Origin of the sequence: Streptomyces sp. NPDC057010, assembly GCF_042673805.1 — a bacterium.
Lineage (GTDB): Bacteria > Actinomycetota > Actinomycetes > Streptomycetales > Streptomycetaceae > Streptomyces.
The window spans coordinates 36,762-51,736 of the sequence record NZ_JBHUSC010000002.1 but is presented as its reverse complement, the minus strand read 5'-3'; the positions used below and the strand labels follow the sequence as shown (position 1 = coordinate 51,736).

The following is a 14,975-nucleotide window of genomic DNA, read 5'->3' as shown; positions in this document are numbered from 1 at the left end:
CGCCTCTCGCTGACCTCGCCGGAGACGTCGGCGAGGTTACTTTGCGAGTGCAAGCGGCATCGGTTCAAGTCATCGGAGCAGGCGTGATCTCGTCCTCCTTCGTCCGTCGTTACGGGCATGGGGAAGCGGGATCCACCGACCTGGTGAGGGTGCCCGAGACGTCCTCACGTGGGTCGGCGGTGTGCCACCTCTCACCCAACGAGGTTGTAGGTGGCGGGTGTTGCCCAATGTATTCCGGTTTTTGACGGTCGTGTCCCGCTTCATAGCGCCCGATGGTGAGGCCCGTATGGCCGCGCGCAGTCCGTTGGCGGTCCGCCGGCGACGCCCACACGGGTTGCCGGAATGGAACAGAGGGCCAACCCCGAAGACATCAACTCGTCAGCTGGTGTCGTACGACAACCGAAGGCTTGACGCGGCGCGCGAAGTGGGTAGGCCGGTAATCATCGAGCGCGTCGACCCGAACGCAGTTCACCCTGATTCGACGACCGGACGGACCTGGGCGGACCAATTCAAGAGGCGCATGAATTCTTCGCGGAACAGAAATGAACTAGGTGGGCCAGTTCCCCCGACTGGGCTCCAGGAGAGGCCAGAGCACGTGCGCAACGGGAAGTGTAAGAATAGATGACCACGATCGAGGGCCTGTGGGAAGACTTTGAGCTTCCCATCAAGGACGCACTTCACTACGCCGACGGGCACTCTTACGATGTCGCCCTCGACCGCGCCGCACCGATGGGTTTCACGGTGCTCGCCCCCTTCGATCTCAATGAGATGCTGGCAGGCGATCCGTCCTGGGTGTCTTCGGTCGATGGGCTTGCCGCTGTCGACCTGGGAGATAGGGGCCTGCTGTGGGGCGGCGAGGGTTCGTACGGTTCGGAGGGGTTCGTTGCACGTTTGACCGTTGACCGTGCGTTGGTCTGGGCAATGTTCTTTATGGAATCCAATCCATTTGATCGGATTCAGCTGTCCGGAAACATCGCTACCTTTAGTTCCACCTCGGGGGTCGAGATCGCGGTCGACATCGACGATCCGCGAATCCCAATCTCTGGACCCGCGTCGAACCGAACGGCGTAAGGATCATTTCTCCGGTCGTAGTAGAGCGATACGGGAGAAGGAAACAGGCTGCATGGGGCCGGTGTAGGTGGACAGCGTCTCGCGGCCGACGCTTTCCACTGCATCACGGTGGTCAGGCCGAGCATGGTTACCAGCAGGGAAGCGCGCCCGGCGAGGCCAAGTCCGATGCGCCGCCGCCTCGACGAGATGGTGGATGCGGCGTGCTGGTGGTGCCGTTGCGGTTGCTTCGGCGCGCCCCCTGTTGACCGCTGGTTACCGCCCCCACTGGCACGTTATGGCACGCCGGGAACGCCCTGTTGGCGCAGGAGGCGACGCCGTCCGCCCGGGACAGCAGCAGGCGCGCTCCCCCGCGATGACGCGCAGCGTTACTCCCGGGGGAGTACGGGAGGGTCCGGGACACCCGGGGGAGTAGGCGTGATCTCCTGCGTCGGTGTGACGGGGCGGCGCGTCGAAGACGGGACGCTGGATGCAACCGGGCGGGCCATCGGGGCCGCCGGTCCGAGTCCATGCGGAGGGGCCCGAGATGGGGCAGACAGGGCGAACAGCGCGAACAGGGCGACGCCGCCGGGCGGTTCCGTGGGGCGTACTGGCGCTGTGGGTGATCGTGATCGCCGTCGCAGGGTCGTTCGCGGGCAGGCTCGCGGACGTCCAGCGTGACCGGGCGGCGGACTATCTGCCGTCGGGCGCCGACTCGACGCAGGTGGCCAGGCTCCAGGAGGAGCTGCCCGGTGGCGAGGCGACCAGCGTGCTGCTCGTCTACCACCGCGACGGCGGGCTGACCGCCGCCGACCGGGACGCCGCCGAACGGCAGATCGCGGCGGTCACGGTCCCGGCGGGTACCACGGATACCGGCTCCGCCAAGTCCCCTGCCTTGCTTGCCACGTCGAAGGATCCCCGGGACTTCGGCGCGACCCTCCGAGGGCCCGGCGTTCCATCCGCAGACGGCACCACTCTCATGTACGCGGTGTCCACGGCCGCGCCCGGCACGGACGACGCCGCGAAGAAGGCCTTCGTCGAGGACGTACGGGCCCACGCGCGCGGCACCGACGGGCTGGCCGTGTGGGTCGGCGGCGACAGCGCTGTCGAAGCCGATGCCAAGGAGGTGTTCGGCTCCATCGACGGGACGCTGATGCTGGCGACCGGCCTGGTGGTGGCCCTGCTCCTGATCCTCACCTACCGCAGCCCGGTGCTCTGGCTGGTGCCGCTGGTGGTGGTCGGGGCGGGGGCCGTCTGCGCGCGGGCCGCCGTGTACGGGCTTGCCTCCGGCTTCGGCCTCACCGTGACCAGCCAGAGCGCCGGGATCATGACGGTCCTGGTGTTCGGCGCCGGCACCGACTACGCACTGCTGCTCGTAGCCCGCTACCGTGACGAACTCCGCCGCACGCCGCTTCCGTACGATGCGATGCGCACCGCGCTGCACGGTTGCGGGCCGGCCGTGCTGGCCTCCTGTGGGACCGTCGTGGCGGGGTTGGCCTGTCTGCTCGCCGCCGACCTCAACAACATCCGTGGCCTCGGCCCGGTCGGAGCGGTGGGCGTGCTGTGCGCGCTGGTCGCGATGATGACGCTGCTGCCGGCGGTCCTGGTGCTGCTCGGACGGCGGGTGTTCTGGCCACTGATTCCCGTTTACGGCAGCGAACCCAAGCAGCGTGGACCGAACGTCTTCGCCGCGATGGGGAGTTCGGCGGGCAAGCGGCCGGTCGCCGTGCTCGTGACGGGAGTCGTACTGCTCGGCGCGCTGGCGCTCGGAGTGCTCAACCTGCCCGGCGCCCTCAAGAGGGAGGACAGCTTCACCAGCAAGCCCGAGTCGATCGCTGCCATGGGAGCACTGGCCAAGGCCTTCCCGGATCGCAGCAGTCGGCCCATCGAGGTCATGGCGCCCACCGACGCCGCCGACCGGATTCTCGCCGTGGCCAGGTCCGTCGAAGGTGTCGCGAGCGCCGAGCGGGGCCGCAGCGGCGGAGGCTGGACCGAGATCGCCGTCACCGCCGGCTCCACACCGGAGTCCGCGGGGGAGACCGCAACCATCGAACGGCTGCGGGCCGAACTCGACGGTGCGCACGTGGGCGGCGCCAGCGCCCGGCAACTCGACCTGGCCACCACCAACTCCCACGACCGCCTGATCGTCATCCCGCTGGTCCTGGCCGCGGTGCTGCTCGTCCTCATCCTGTTGCTGCGCAGCCTGGTCGCCCCGCTGCTCCTGGTCGCCGCCGTCGTGCTGGTGTGGGGCGCGGCGCTGGGCATCGGCGGACTGGTTTTCGGCCCGCTGTTCGGCTTCACCGGCGTCGATCCGGGGCTGCCTCTGCTGACCTTCGTCTTCCTGGTCGCCCTCGGCGTCGACTACGGCATCTTCCTGATGCACCGAACCCGTGAGGAGACCCGGGGCGGCGCCGAGCCGAGGCAAGCCGCGCTGATCGCGCTCCGCAGCACCGGCGGAGTGATCGCCTCGGCCGGGATCGTCCTGGCGGCGACCTTCGCGGTGCTCGCCTCGCTGCCACTGGTGATGTTCGTCGAGATGGGCACGGTCGTCGCGATCGGGGTGATCTTGGACACCTTCCTGGTCCGCACGTACTTGGTGACCAGCGCCAGTGTGCTGCTCGGCCGCAGGGTGTGGTGGCCGGGCCGGGCCTCCGGCACCTCGACCCTCGTTGCCGGGCCCACCCCGGCACTGGTCGGCGATCGCAGATGAGAGCGACGATGTCCGGATGGCAGAAGTGAAGGAACCTCCGAGCGGGGCCGAGCACGTGCTGCGCGTACTGCACCAGGACCCCCTGGCGGCCCCGCACCGGACGCGGAACGACGCGGTGATCGCGGCCGGTGTCGGAACCCTCTCCGCGGTCATGGCGTACGCCGACACCGCGCTGAGGCCGGACGCACCGGGCTGGACGCTGCTGGCCTGCTGGACCCTGCTCCTGGTGTGGCGGCGGCGCCATCCGCTCGGGGTGCTGATCGCGGTGGTCGCCTGCATCGCCCCGTACCAACTGCTCGACAACGCCCACGCCGCCCCCGTGCCGGCCGGCATGCTCGCCCTGTACACCATGGCCGTCACCGGCACCGTCCGCCGGACGGTGACGGTCGGCGCGTGCGTCGTGGGCTTCGCGGTGACCGCCATGTCGTCCAACGGCGTCCACCGCGCCCTGGACGTACTGCGCACCTCCGGCTGGCTGGTGGCGGCCCTCGTACTCGGCGTCGCCGTCCGCAACTACCGCAGGTACCTGGCCGAGGAGCGCGCCCGGGCCGGACAGGACGCCGACCGCAAGATCGCGGAGGAGCGTCTGCGGATCGCTCGCGACCTGCACGACCTGCTGGCCCACAGCATCACGCTGATCGGTGTCCGCACCTCGGTCGCCGCCCATGTCCTCGCCGTCGACCCGGACCGGCTCGACCGGGCGGCGATCGCCGAGGCGCTGGACTCCATCGCCGACACCTGCCGGGAGGCACGCGCGGAGCTCCGTACCACCTTGACCGTGCTCCGTGCCGACGAGCGCGGGCCGCTGCCGGACCTCGCCGGGCTGCCCGACCTGGTCCGTGCGGCCGAGGCGGAACTCACCCTGGACACCGATGGGGTCCACGTCCCGCCGGCCGTAGGGGCCGCCGCCTATCGGATCGTCCAGGAGTCGCTGACCAACGCAGTCCGCCACGCGGGCCCCGACACCACCGTCCAGGTCCGGGTGGCGGCGGCTGACGGGTCTCTCCTGGTCACCGTCAGTGACGACGGCAGAGGCCCTGGACCGGACTCCCCCGCCCCGGGTTTCGGCATCATCGGCATGGGCGAGCGGGCCCGCAGCGTCCGCGGGACGTTGCGGACGGGCCCCCGCTCCGGCGGTGGCTTCGAAGTCGCGGCGAGTCTGCCGATCGCACCCCATTCCCTGGAGGCATCCGCGTGACCACACCACCCGCCGGGCACGACCGCGTCATCCGGGTGCTGCTCGCCGACGACCAGACACTCGTACGGTCCGCCTTCGCGATGCTCATCGAGTCGGCTCCCGACATGGCGGTCGTCGGACAGGCGGGCAACGGACGCGAAGCCGTGGAACTCGCCCACTCCGAGCGGGCCGACGTGGTCGTCATGGACATCAGGATGCCGGTCACCGACGGCATCGAGGCGACCCGGCTCATCGCTTCCGCCGAAGACCTGGCAGGGGTGAAGGTCCTGGTCCTCACGACGTACGACACCGATGAGAACGTCGTCGAAGCGCTACGGTCCGGGGCCTCGGGCTTCCTCGTGAAGGACACCAGGCCGGCCGACCTCCTGGCCGCCATCCGCACGGTGGCCGGTGGCGAATCGCTCCTCTCACCGGGTCCGACGGCCCGACTGATCGCCCGGGTCCTGCGCACCCCCGACCCCACCCCGACCCCCACCGTCCTCGACCCGCTCTCCGCGCGGGAACGGGAAGTCCTCACCCTCGTGGCGCGGGGCCTCAACAACACCGAGATCGCCGACCTGCTGGCCCTGAGTCCCCTCACGGCGAAGACCCATGTGAGCAGGATCATGGGGAAGTTGGGGGTACGCGATCGGGCGCAGCTCGTGATCGTGGCGTACGAGTCGGGGCTCGTCGTTCCCGGAGACTGAGCGCGATGGCGGCGCCGGCCCCGCGACGGGTGGGGCCACAATGAATAAGGCCCAGGTCGCTGACCTGGGCCTTATTTCAAGAGCGGATGACGGGAATCGAACCCGCGCTATAAGCTTGGGAATGTACTGCGCGGAACGCATCGAAAAGGCTTCTGACCTGCGTAAACAGGACCGAGCGAGCAGGTTTCGCGGGCTCTCCGTGCCCCGATTCTGACCGCTGTTGACCGCCTTCAAGGGCACGGTGGGGGCACGCCCGTCGCGGTGGCGCATCCAGCGGTGATCGGATCGGTCCGGTCCCCTGCGAGCCGTCATCCCTGAAGGCTGTGCTTGGAGTCGGATTGCTCCCGCAAGTACGCGGTGGTCATCTCACCACAACCCGTCCTGCTCCGGCGGTTGACTGGACTTGGCCTGAGGCGGGAGCACGAGCGTCGTGCGTGTGACGCGAGTGGTGTCTGTGGCGACAGCCTTGGAGTCGCGCAGCTGACGGACCGAACTGATCACCTGGGCTGGCCGGTACACGGTTTCGAGGAGCGTGAATCGCTGGAGTTCTGTGATCGTCAGGCCCTCGGGTGCGGCAGCGACGTGCTCTCGAAGGATCCGGCGCAGTGCTGCGGTGTCCGGGTCCCACTCCAGTTCAAGCTGCTGCTGGTCGGGGTCCTTGGGGTCGCGGTAGCGGACGCCGTGGTTGGGGTCGACTCCCCACATGGCGTCCTTCATCTTCTCCAGACCCTTGTCGTTCTTGGTGCCGAAGATCAAGTACAGAAGCCGTCCGCCTTCGTCCACCATCTCGAAGTGGAGCGTGTACTTGAAGCCCGCGCGGTGAAGGCAGTCCCGGTACTGATCGCGGAGGAAAGCGAACTTCCGCGATCTGGGCCCTGCTCCGCTACGTGGCGCGGCGGCGAGAGGCCAGGAGTGCGCAGGTCTAGCCGCACGAACATGCGTACATGCCGCCGGGGCCAACGCTGAAATGCGTTGGCCCCGGCGGGCAGCGTTGGTCAGAAGGTGTACGCGGTGAAGCGGCGAGGGGGCTCGATCATGAGGCCAAGCAGCCGCTCGAATTCGACCCTCTCGCCCTCGGTCATGAGCTCGACGGCATTGCCGAGGTTCTTCGTGGTGAGCTGCTCCATGAACGGGGCGAGGAACTGCTGCAAGGCTTCCGGGGCTACGACCTGCGCCACACGGGCCACACCCTGTCGACGCAGTCCGGCGCGACGCTCAAGGACACGATGGTCCGCGCGGGCCAGTCCTCGGAGAAGGCCGCGATGGTCTACCAGCACTCCGACGACGAACGTCAGCAGGAGGTCGCAGGGGGCATCGACGCGCGGGTCCGAGCAGCCCGTGACAAGGCGAAGCCCTCGCCGAGGCAGGTCCGCGAAGCCTGATGATCTGGGCCGGGATGGCGGAAACCCATCCCGGCGCCAGGGGCTGGGCAGAGCACACGTGTACGGTTCCAGAGCCGTCAGGCACCAGGAGGGGGAGCCTTGGAGCTGGAACACCGGACAGAGAACTTCGTCAACGCGTCATGGTCCATGGTGGATCTCCGGGACCTCATCTACGACATGGTGGGCCTGCTCTTCACCGAGCTGAGCCAGCATGGTGGGATGGCGGGGGACGACGGCGCCGGGCGGGCTTTCGCTGCTGTGTACAAGCCGGCGGTGGCGACCGTGTTTGCCTCGGCGGGCCGCGCGCACCAAGTCATGGCGAACGGAGCCGGTACCCTTCTCAAGGCCGCCGAGGACTTCGTCCGGCAGAACAGTGAGATCGCTGCGTCGTTCCTCGATCAGAGCCCGGCCGCCCCCGGTATCGGCCCGCAGCCGTCCGGCCCGGACTGCAACCCACGTGCCAGTCACAAGGCCGAGGACCTTCCCGAGGTCGTCGGCGAGACGAGCTGGACCGACCAGTACCTGCTCGACAAACGCTTCCACGGGCAACGCGACAAGCTGCGCAAGACAGCAGCTGTCTGGAATTCGGCCGCCAAGGTCCTTGAAGACGCCTACTGGGATTCAGGGACAGCATGGAAGACCGCAACCGCCAACCAACAGGGCGAGACGGCGACCGCGGTGGAGCAGTTCTTCAACCTGTTCGTGGGAAAGACGCCGCCACCCAGCGAAGTGGGTGGCGAAGAGACTCTGATGGCGAACCTCCCCACCGCCTGCCGCATGATCGCCAACGCGTGTGAGGCGTACGCGGACCACGTGGAAACGGCATCGAAGCGCATCCCCGAACAGTCGAATCCCATCATGGGTGACACCTTGCTCCCCTGGGACCGCGCCCGCTTTGGCGGCGACGGCCATGACGGCGGGCTGCACGAGCTGGTCTCCGGCGACATGCGCATCGCGAGTCTGGGCAAGATCCCGCCCGCCATGGACAGCTCGCGGGCCCGCGTCCCCATGCCACAGCCCGAAGGCGGCGGCTTCCTGCCATCGCTGCCGCCTTTCCTGGCGCCCCTCGTCCGTACGCCCCTCCTTGTCCCGGTGGCGTACCGCCCCGCGAATGGGCCTCGGGTCCAGCCGATAGTGCCACCGACGCCGCCCAACCCGCGGTTCCCTCCCCTCACGCCACCGCAGCAGCAGAACTTCCAGACCTGGCTGAACTCGTTGCGTGCGGGCGACGTCTCGGGCGGCAGGCCCGCCGAGGTCGCCTATCAATTGCGCGTGGCCGGCTATCCCGAGTACGAAGTCCCTATTGCCCCCGGCACCGGCAAGGGCACCACGCTGATGGTCGACGGCTTCCGCGACAGCGACGGGATGGCCGTTGAGGCCAAATACGTCAACAACCCGGGCAAGAAGTGCTACCGGTCACTCGATGAACTCCGCGCCAATCACCAGACAGGCAAGAAGGAGTTCCTCTTCGACCCCGACCGGAACGAGCTGCAGAAGTACGCTGCCGCACTGAACGACCCCCGCAACACCGAGATGCGCGGAGTGGAGACGGTCACCAACAATCCCGACTCCGTCGCCTACTGGCGCGTGATGATGGCGGCATACGGCGTCAAGGGCTATGCCCGCTACGTTCCCTGACCCACCCTGCACCGCCAAGGAGTACACCCGTGGACGCGTCCCAGCTCGCCGAACTGCGCACCATGTACGTCTTCACCCCCATAGAGGGGCAGACCTGGGGACTGACCTATGACAGCTTGAAGGCCAGGCTCCTGGAGCGCGATCCGGACGAGTTCATCCGGATCCAGGAGGGCGGGCAGATCCGAGGCTCGGCCATGCATTACGGCATCACCCTCGACGGCGAAGAGCTCGAAGGGTACGCACGCGTCCAGCCGGAAGGCATCTCGATCCTCGACTCCACCGCCCAGGCGGCTGCGAACTTCGTCGGCTGGCTCCGGGAGCACGTCGTCCCGGAAGGTGTGGCGATGACGTTCAACACCGCGTGGGGGCTGGAAGAGGATCTGCCTGACGCCACTGTTCCCGAAGTGACACGGCCCCGGCTTATCGCTGCCTTCCTTGCCCACCTCGAAGCCACCGGCCTGGAATGAGCGCACCGTGGCGATGCAGCAGTCGCCGCCGCGTACGAGAGGACGCTGGTCCCCGAGACCGCCCGGGAGGTCCCCGTGATGGGGCCAGGCACGCCGTGCCTGGCCCCATCGGTGTATCCACGCCCCGGCCTGTCGAGGCGATCGCGCTGTCCCTCTCCCTGTGGTCAGGAGAGGGAGGCAGGCTTGCGGGGTGGTGGGACGGAGTGGAGGAGTTCCCACAGGGGGCGGGATCCGGTGGCCCACTGGGCGAGGAGGTGGCGGTCGACGAGGTGGAGGCGCTGGGACTTGGCGAAGTCGAGGGCGGGCTTGGAGAAGCGGCCGTTAGTGAGCATGACGAGGACGTCGCCGCCGTGTATCTGGCGGCCGGTGCCGTTGAGGACCTGGAGGTCGGGGGTGCCGACCGCGGATCCGGACCAGCCGGCCTTGCGGTGCTTGCACTGGATCACCCAGCGGCGGCCGTAGGGGTCGGTGGCCTTTACGTCTGCTCCGTTGTCACCCCGTCCGCCCACCTTCATCGCATCGGTGCAGCCGTCGCGGTGCATGAGGTCCCGGACGGCGAACTCGAAGTCGTTGTGGTGGAGGCTGTCGAGGTGCTCGACGGCGTAGCGCAGGCCCTGGGCACGCACCTGTTCCCAGCGGGCTACCTCCTGTCGTCGCAGTAGCCAGCAGCCGCCTGCGCCGGCTGCGGCCAGGAGTAGGAGGGCCACGAGCCATGGGCGGGCGGCCAGCCAGTTAAGGAGCGCCGCGATCAGGCTGACGGCCGCCAGTCCAACGAGCCCGAGGAAGACCAAGCCTTCCGAGCCCGAGTTCCTGCGGCGACGCGTGGGTCCACTGCGCCTGCGCCGCCTCACGGGCGGGCGCCGGGTCACCGTTCGCTTCCCGTGCTGGGGAAGACGATGGGGTAGGAGACAGTGGGTGTCGGCTGGGGCTGCGTCCGCTTCTCCCAGGCCGGCCACTTGATCGGGTAGACCACCGTCGACTGCGGCCGGGGTAACTCTTGCCCGGTCCCGACACCCGCCCCCGCGGTCGTGGTGCCGTTGCCGAGGATGAACGCTCCGATCACGAACAGGCCCAGCAGTGTGGTCTCGCGTCGTGCGCCGGCCGGGAGCCGGACGTGTCCTTTGACCGGGGTTCCGTCCGACCGCACGTAGTCATTGATCCAGGGCACAGATGCATCCCCCTCACAGTCGCGTTACGCCTCCCTGCGTAACCGACCCATGAAAGCACTCGCCACTGACAACAGGTCACCAGTTGGTCGCTATTCGTGATCATCTACTGAATCGCCGGGCCCTGCCCTCGGGGTCGGGCCTGGTCCGCCCCTGGCGTGCGGCGCGGCGGGCGGGCGCTCGGTCCGGCTTCATTAACTGACGCTCCTGGGGCGGCGGTTGGCTGCTGCCTTTTGGATGGTGAATGCGTGAATCCGCGCTGGATTGTGACGCGGATCACTTGCAATGCGTCTCGCAATCCGAGACAGCAATCTGCCCGCGTGGTGCATGTGGTGCGCCAAAGGGCCTCCGGCCAGGGCGTTCGCCGGAGTTGGGGCACGTGGAGGGCATGACAGGCCTCGGGAGGTCTAGACAATGACGAAGGCCCAGGTCGCTGACCTGGGCCTTCTATCAAGAGCGGATGACGGGAATCGAACCCGCGCTATAAGCTTGGGAAGCTCATGTTCTACCATTAAACTACATCCGCACGGTCGTCCAGATGCCTGGATCCGTATCGTTGCTCACTCTACCTCATGATCGACCCCCGGTGAATTTGCCGCGGGGTCGTTGTTGTGTGCGGGGTGCACCGGGGCGTGTGGGTGCGGGAGTTGGGGCGTACCGTGTGGGTGCGGAGCGGCGGCTGGAGCAGGTCCCGATCATCCCCTAATGTGGCGATTCGTCGCAGTATCGCTCGTTGGGGAAAGGGACTCGATGGAGCACACCGTCGTCCGTTGTGCCGAAGGGCACGTATTCAATACCGCCTCCTTCCCGCTGCAGCACCTCGGTGCCGGCCGGATCGGCCCCGGGCGGCTGCTGCGGTGTCCGCGGTGCGCGCGGCTGCGGCAGGCCGTGCCCGTGGGGCCGGCGGTCAAGCGGTAGCGCAGACAGCGGACGGGCGCGCGGGCGCCGCTCTCGATTGGGGGTGGCCCGCGCGCTCTGCGTATCCTCGGGACGTGCTTCTCTCTGACAAAGACATCCGGGCCGAGATCGACAGCGGACGGGTTCGCATCGACCCGTTCGAGGAGTCGATGGTGCAGCCCTCCAGCATCGATGTGCGTCTCGACCGGTTCTTCCGGGTCTTCGAGAACCACCGGTACGCGCACATCGACCCCGCGGTCGAGCAGTCCGACCTGACCCGGATGGTGGAGCCGGAGGGGGACGAGGCCTTCATCCTGCACCCCGGTGAGTTCGTGCTCGCCTCCACGTACGAGGTCATCTCGCTGCCCGACGACATCGCCTCCAGACTGGAGGGGAAGTCCAGTCTCGGCCGGCTGGGGCTGGTGACCCATTCGACCGCGGGGTTCATCGACCCGGGGTTCTCCGGGCACGTGACCCTGGAGCTGTCGAACCTCGCCACGCTGCCGATCAAGCTCTGGCCGGGCATGAAGATCGGGCAGCTGTGCATGTTCCGCCTCAGCTCGCCCGCGGAGTTCCCGTACGGCAGCGAGCGGTACGGGTCCCGGTACCAGGGGCAGCGCGGCCCGACCGCCTCGCGCTCCTTCCAGAACTTCCACCGCACCCAGGTGAGGCACGAAGCATGAGTGACGGAGTACGAGAGAACCTCGACTACGAGGGGTTCGGGCGGGCTGTGCGGGAGCTCGCGCAGACCATCGCCGACGACGGCTACGAGCCCGACATCATCCTGAGCATCGCCCGGGGCGGGGTGTTCGTGGCCGGCGGCCTGGCGTACGCGCTCGACTGCAAGAACATCCACCTGGTGAACGTCGAGTTCTACACGGGTGTGGGCACCACCCTGGAGATGCCGGTCATGCTGGCACCCGTGCCCGAGGCCATCGACTTCACCGACAAGAAGGTCCTCATCGCCGATGACGTGGCCGACACCGGGAAGACGCTGAAGCTCGTCCACGACTTCTGCCTGGGTCACGTCGCCGAGGTGCGGTCCGCCGTCATCTACGAGAAGTCCCACTCCCTCGTGAAGTGCGAGTACGTGTGGAAGAAGACCGACGAGTGGATCAACTTCCCGTGGTCCGTCGAGCCGCCCGTCGTGAAGCGTGAGGGCCAGGTCCTCGACGCCTGAGCCCCCCGGCATGCATGGAAAGGCCCGCCGCGCGGTGTTGCGCGGCGGGCCTTTCCGTGTCGGCGGGGCGGCAGGCGCCTAGATCGTGCCCAGCTTGATGATCGACAGCAGGGCGATCAGCTGGATCGCGGAGGCGCCCAGCGCCTTCGGCCACGGCAGGTCGTGGGACTTCGCGATCAGCGAGGTGAAGAGGAAGCCGGCCGCGACCCAGGTGGCCCAGCCCAGGACCTGGACGAGTCCGTTGTCGCCGCCCAGGAACACGGCGAAGACCAGGCGCGGGGCGTCCGTCAGCGACATGACCAGCATCGACAGGCCCACGGTCGGCTGCCAGGCCCCGTCGCCGCCCAGCTGGCGGGCCAGGGTGTGCGTGACCGCGCCCAGGAGCAGGCCGCAGATGAGGAAGGCCACGCCGGCCGACAGGACGATCGGGACGGCCTTCGAGAGGGTCGCGTTGATGACGTCCTTGCGGGCGTCGTCGAGGCCGAAGACCGCCAGCAGCCCGTAGAGGAAGGTCACGGTCAGCGCCGGCCCCCAGACGGAGTGGTCGCGCATCTGGAGGAAGGTCTGACCCGGCCGCGTCACGATGCCGCGGAGCAGCTCCTTCCACGGCAGCCGCGGGCCGGCCGGGGCGGCCGCCGCCGCGCCCGCCTGGTAGGTCGCGCCCTGGCCGTACGGGTCCTCGCCGACGGCGAAGACCTGAGTGTGGCCCGGGTTGTTGTCGTTGGTGTAGCTCCCGTGGCCTCCGGGGCCCGCGCCGCCTCCGTGGCCGTACGGGGGCTGCGGCGCGTGCTGCTGCTGACCGTACGGGTCGAAGTACTCGGGCTCACCGTGGCCACCGGCGCCCTGCTGCGGCCACTGCTGCTGCGGGGGCGGGCCTGCGGGAGGGTAGGGCTGCTGCCCGTACGGCGCCTGCGGCGGTTGCTGCTGTCCGTACGGCTGCTGCCGCGGGGGTTGTTGCGGGGTGCGGTTGTTGTCCCGGCCCCGTCCGATCCTGAATCCAGCCACGTGATCGAAAGTACCTGCTCCGGCGGGGCCCGGTGGCCGGGCGGCCGGATTCGTGGCCTTTGCGGCTGACCTGTGACATCCCCTAGGGGAACCCCGGGGGGTTGTCCCCACCCCGGGGCGATGGGCGGGTCGAGTCCGGTTTACGTGGTTGTGCCGGAGTCTGGGGCTCTTCGTTACGTTCCCTACGGATTACGCACATATCGGGTCCGTAGCTTCGTATCCGTAGCCACCCCGCCACCGCACAGCACGAGATGAGCCCCGTCATGCGCAGCACCCGCCGTACCACCCTCCGTACCGCAGCCGTCGTCGCCGGTGCGGCCGCCGTCCTGGCCGTTCCGGTCGGGTCCGCCTTCGCGGACTCCCCGACCGTGCCGGAGCCGCAGGTGCTGCCCGGTGTCGAGCAGCCGTCGGTGGACCCGTCGGTCGAGCCGCCGGTCAAGCCCGAGGTCGACCCGTCCGTGCCGCCGACGACCCCGCCCGTCAAGCCGCCGGTCAAGCCGGGCCACGGCGTTCGCGCGTACGTCACCACGGTGAAGCTGGCGGACGGGTCCGTCGCCAAGGTCTACAAGATCGCCGACAACCACTTCGAGGCCGACATCTTCGCCGGCTCCACCAAGCTGGACACGCTCGTCAGCACGGGCGGAGGGGCCGCGTACGGGCAGAACAACGGCCTGCACGTCGTGCTCCATCCGAACGGCACCGTGACCTCGTGGATGGAGGGCGCGGACAAGCCGAAGCCGCCGGTCAAGCCGGAGGTCAAGAAGGAGAGCTCGGTCCGGATCACCATGCCCGACGGGCGGATCGCCAAGCTGGTCGACGGCCCGAACGGCAAGCGGGTCGAGATCTCCATGCCGAACGGGTACGCCCTCGGCACGATCGACCTGAAGCGTCCGAGCACGCTGAACGACGGCTGGACGTACAAGCTCGTCCGGGACGGCAAGCGCGTGAAGTTCGTCGTCATCGACGGCAAGGGCGGCGGGAGCAGCTGGGTGTACGGCTTCGACGGCCGGCTGATCGAGAAGTACACGGTGGGCCCGAAGGAGCAGCCGAAGAAGCCGGTCGCCGACCGGGTCGTGCCGAAGGGCGGCGTGAAGGCCGGCGCGGAGGGGGTCACCCCGCCGAAGGGCGACACCCCGGTGCTGCTCGCCGCGGGCGGCGGCATGGCCGCGGTGGGTGCGGCGGGGCTGGGCTTCGCCGTGCTGCGCGGCAACCGCACCTCCGGCTCCGGCCAGGCCTGACGGCCGGGCCCCGAACGCCGGAACGGCCGGCCCCCCGAGCGGGGGACCGGCCGTTCCGGTGCGGTACGGACTACTTGGCGCTCTCGGCCCCGGCCTCGCCGGCCTTGGCCGACGGCTCCGACGCCGCCTCGGCGTCCGCCTCCGGCGCGGCCTCGGCGGCAGGCTCGGGCTCCGCCTCGGCGGCCTGCGCCTCGGCGGCGACCTCCGCCTCCGGCTTCGCGGCGGCCTGCGCCTCGGCGGCGGCCTCCGCCTCCGGCTTCGCGGCGGCCTGCGCCTCGGCGGCGGCCTCCGCCTCCGGCTCCGCGGCGGCCTCCGCCGTACGACCTCGCCGTACGGAGGGCCGCCATGAGCAGCGCCAGTC

At 69.0% G+C, this 14,975-nt stretch carries 16 protein-coding genes, 1 tRNA gene and 1 pseudogene; 11 read left to right on the top strand and 7 right to left on the bottom strand.

Annotated elements, in window-relative coordinates:
• Positions 1–621 precede the first annotated feature (621 nt).
• The 4 genes from ACFTXQ_RS02760 to ACFTXQ_RS02745 all read left to right on the top strand — a co-directional run bounded on the left by ACFTXQ_RS02760 (position 622) and on the right by ACFTXQ_RS02745 (position 5,641).
• A complete protein-coding gene (locus ACFTXQ_RS02760; protein ID WP_382635207.1) occupies positions 622–1,071 on the top strand; it encodes a hypothetical protein in 450 nt (149 codons plus the stop codon).
• Positions 1,072–1,594: 523 nt separating this feature from the next.
• Entirely contained in the window at positions 1,595–3,757 is a 2,163-nt protein-coding gene (locus tag ACFTXQ_RS02755; RefSeq protein ID WP_382635205.1) for an MMPL family transporter, read from the top strand.
• Between the two features lie 16 nt (positions 3,758–3,773).
• A complete protein-coding gene (locus tag ACFTXQ_RS02750; protein WP_382635203.1) occupies positions 3,774–4,955 on the top strand; it encodes a sensor histidine kinase in 1,182 nt (393 codons plus the stop codon).
• On the top strand, positions 4,952–5,641 hold the full coding sequence (locus ACFTXQ_RS02745; RefSeq protein ID WP_382635201.1) for a response regulator: 690 nt from the start codon (positions 4,952–4,954) through the stop codon (positions 5,639–5,641). Before ACFTXQ_RS02750 ends, ACFTXQ_RS02745 begins: the two co-directional genes overlap by 4 nt.
• Before the next feature lie 366 nt (positions 5,642–6,007).
• Here ACFTXQ_RS02745 and ACFTXQ_RS02740 read toward each other — a convergent pair whose 3' ends face one another.
• Entirely contained in the window at positions 6,008–6,427 is a 420-nt protein-coding gene (locus ACFTXQ_RS02740; RefSeq protein ID WP_382635200.1) for a hypothetical protein, read from the bottom strand.
• Positions 6,428–6,636: 209 nt separating this feature from the next.
• On the bottom strand, positions 6,637–6,819 hold the full coding sequence (locus ACFTXQ_RS02735) for a hypothetical protein (RefSeq protein WP_382635794.1): 183 nt from the start codon (positions 6,817–6,819) through the stop codon (positions 6,637–6,639).
• On the opposite strand from ACFTXQ_RS02735, the pseudogene ACFTXQ_RS02730 reads away from it, so the two are divergent.
• The 3 genes and pseudogenes from ACFTXQ_RS02730 to ACFTXQ_RS02720 all read left to right on the top strand — a co-directional run.
• A pseudogene (locus ACFTXQ_RS02730) lies at positions 6,790–7,023 on the top strand (site-specific integrase); the annotation flags it as partial. The gene ACFTXQ_RS02735 and the pseudogene ACFTXQ_RS02730 sit on opposite strands and share 30 nt — an antisense overlap.
• A gap of 99 nt (positions 7,024–7,122) precedes the next feature.
• Positions 7,123–8,661 carry a restriction endonuclease fold toxin-2 domain-containing protein gene (locus tag ACFTXQ_RS02725; RefSeq protein ID WP_382635198.1) on the top strand — a complete coding sequence of 513 codons (1,539 nt, stop codon included), beginning with the start codon at positions 7,123–7,125 and terminating at the stop codon, positions 8,659–8,661.
• A 29-nt stretch (positions 8,662–8,690) separates the two neighbouring features.
• Positions 8,691–9,128: a hypothetical protein gene (locus tag ACFTXQ_RS02720; RefSeq protein WP_382635196.1), complete on the top strand. Its 438-nt coding sequence runs from the start codon at positions 8,691–8,693 to the stop codon at positions 9,126–9,128.
• Positions 9,129–9,292: 164 nt separating this feature from the next.
• Here ACFTXQ_RS02720 and ACFTXQ_RS02715 read toward each other — a convergent pair whose 3' ends face one another.
• The 3 genes from ACFTXQ_RS02715 to ACFTXQ_RS02705 form a co-directional block, all read right to left on the bottom strand.
• The gene (locus tag ACFTXQ_RS02715) at positions 9,293–9,997 is read right to left on the bottom strand and encodes a restriction endonuclease (protein WP_382635194.1); all 705 of its coding nucleotides are present in this window, start codon (positions 9,995–9,997) and stop codon (positions 9,293–9,295) included.
• Entirely contained in the window at positions 9,994–10,296 is a 303-nt protein-coding gene (locus ACFTXQ_RS02710) for a hypothetical protein (protein ID WP_382635192.1), read from the bottom strand. Before ACFTXQ_RS02710 ends, ACFTXQ_RS02715 begins: the two co-directional genes overlap by 4 nt.
• A 453-nt stretch (positions 10,297–10,749) precedes the next feature.
• Positions 10,750–10,820 (bottom strand) — tRNA-Gly (locus ACFTXQ_RS02705).
• Between the two features lie 179 nt (positions 10,821–10,999).
• Here ACFTXQ_RS02705 and ACFTXQ_RS02700 point away from each other — a divergent pair.
• The 3 genes from ACFTXQ_RS02700 (at position 11,000) to ACFTXQ_RS02690 (ending at position 12,371) form a co-directional block, all read left to right on the top strand.
• Positions 11,000–11,212 (top strand): hypothetical protein, encoded by a 213-nt coding sequence (locus ACFTXQ_RS02700; RefSeq protein ID WP_382635190.1) that lies wholly within the window; start codon positions 11,000–11,002, stop codon positions 11,210–11,212.
• A gap of 74 nt (positions 11,213–11,286) precedes the next feature.
• Positions 11,287–11,874, top strand: coding sequence for a dCTP deaminase (dcd, locus tag ACFTXQ_RS02695; RefSeq protein WP_272259275.1), 588 nt, complete (start codon positions 11,287–11,289; stop codon positions 11,872–11,874).
• Entirely contained in the window at positions 11,871–12,371 is a 501-nt protein-coding gene (locus tag ACFTXQ_RS02690) for a phosphoribosyltransferase (protein WP_326588922.1), read from the top strand. The genes dcd and ACFTXQ_RS02690 overlap by 4 nt, the downstream gene beginning before the upstream one ends.
• Positions 12,372–12,449: 78 nt before the next feature.
• On the opposite strand, the gene ACFTXQ_RS02685 is transcribed toward ACFTXQ_RS02690, so the two are convergent.
• Positions 12,450–13,376 (bottom strand): Yip1 family protein, encoded by a 927-nt coding sequence (locus tag ACFTXQ_RS02685; protein WP_382635188.1) that lies wholly within the window; start codon positions 13,374–13,376, stop codon positions 12,450–12,452.
• Between the two features lie 263 nt (positions 13,377–13,639).
• Here ACFTXQ_RS02685 and ACFTXQ_RS02680 point away from each other — a divergent pair, with 263 nt between their 5' ends.
• Complete coding sequence (locus tag ACFTXQ_RS02680; protein WP_382635186.1) at positions 13,640–14,614, top strand: hypothetical protein; 975 nt, start codon at positions 13,640–13,642, stop codon at positions 14,612–14,614.
• Positions 14,615–14,684: 70 nt separating this feature from the next.
• On the opposite strand, the gene ACFTXQ_RS02675 is transcribed toward ACFTXQ_RS02680, so the two are convergent.
• Positions 14,685–14,975, bottom strand: a 291-nt coding sequence (locus tag ACFTXQ_RS02675; protein WP_382635184.1) for a hypothetical protein, incomplete at its 5' end; no start/stop codon positions are given.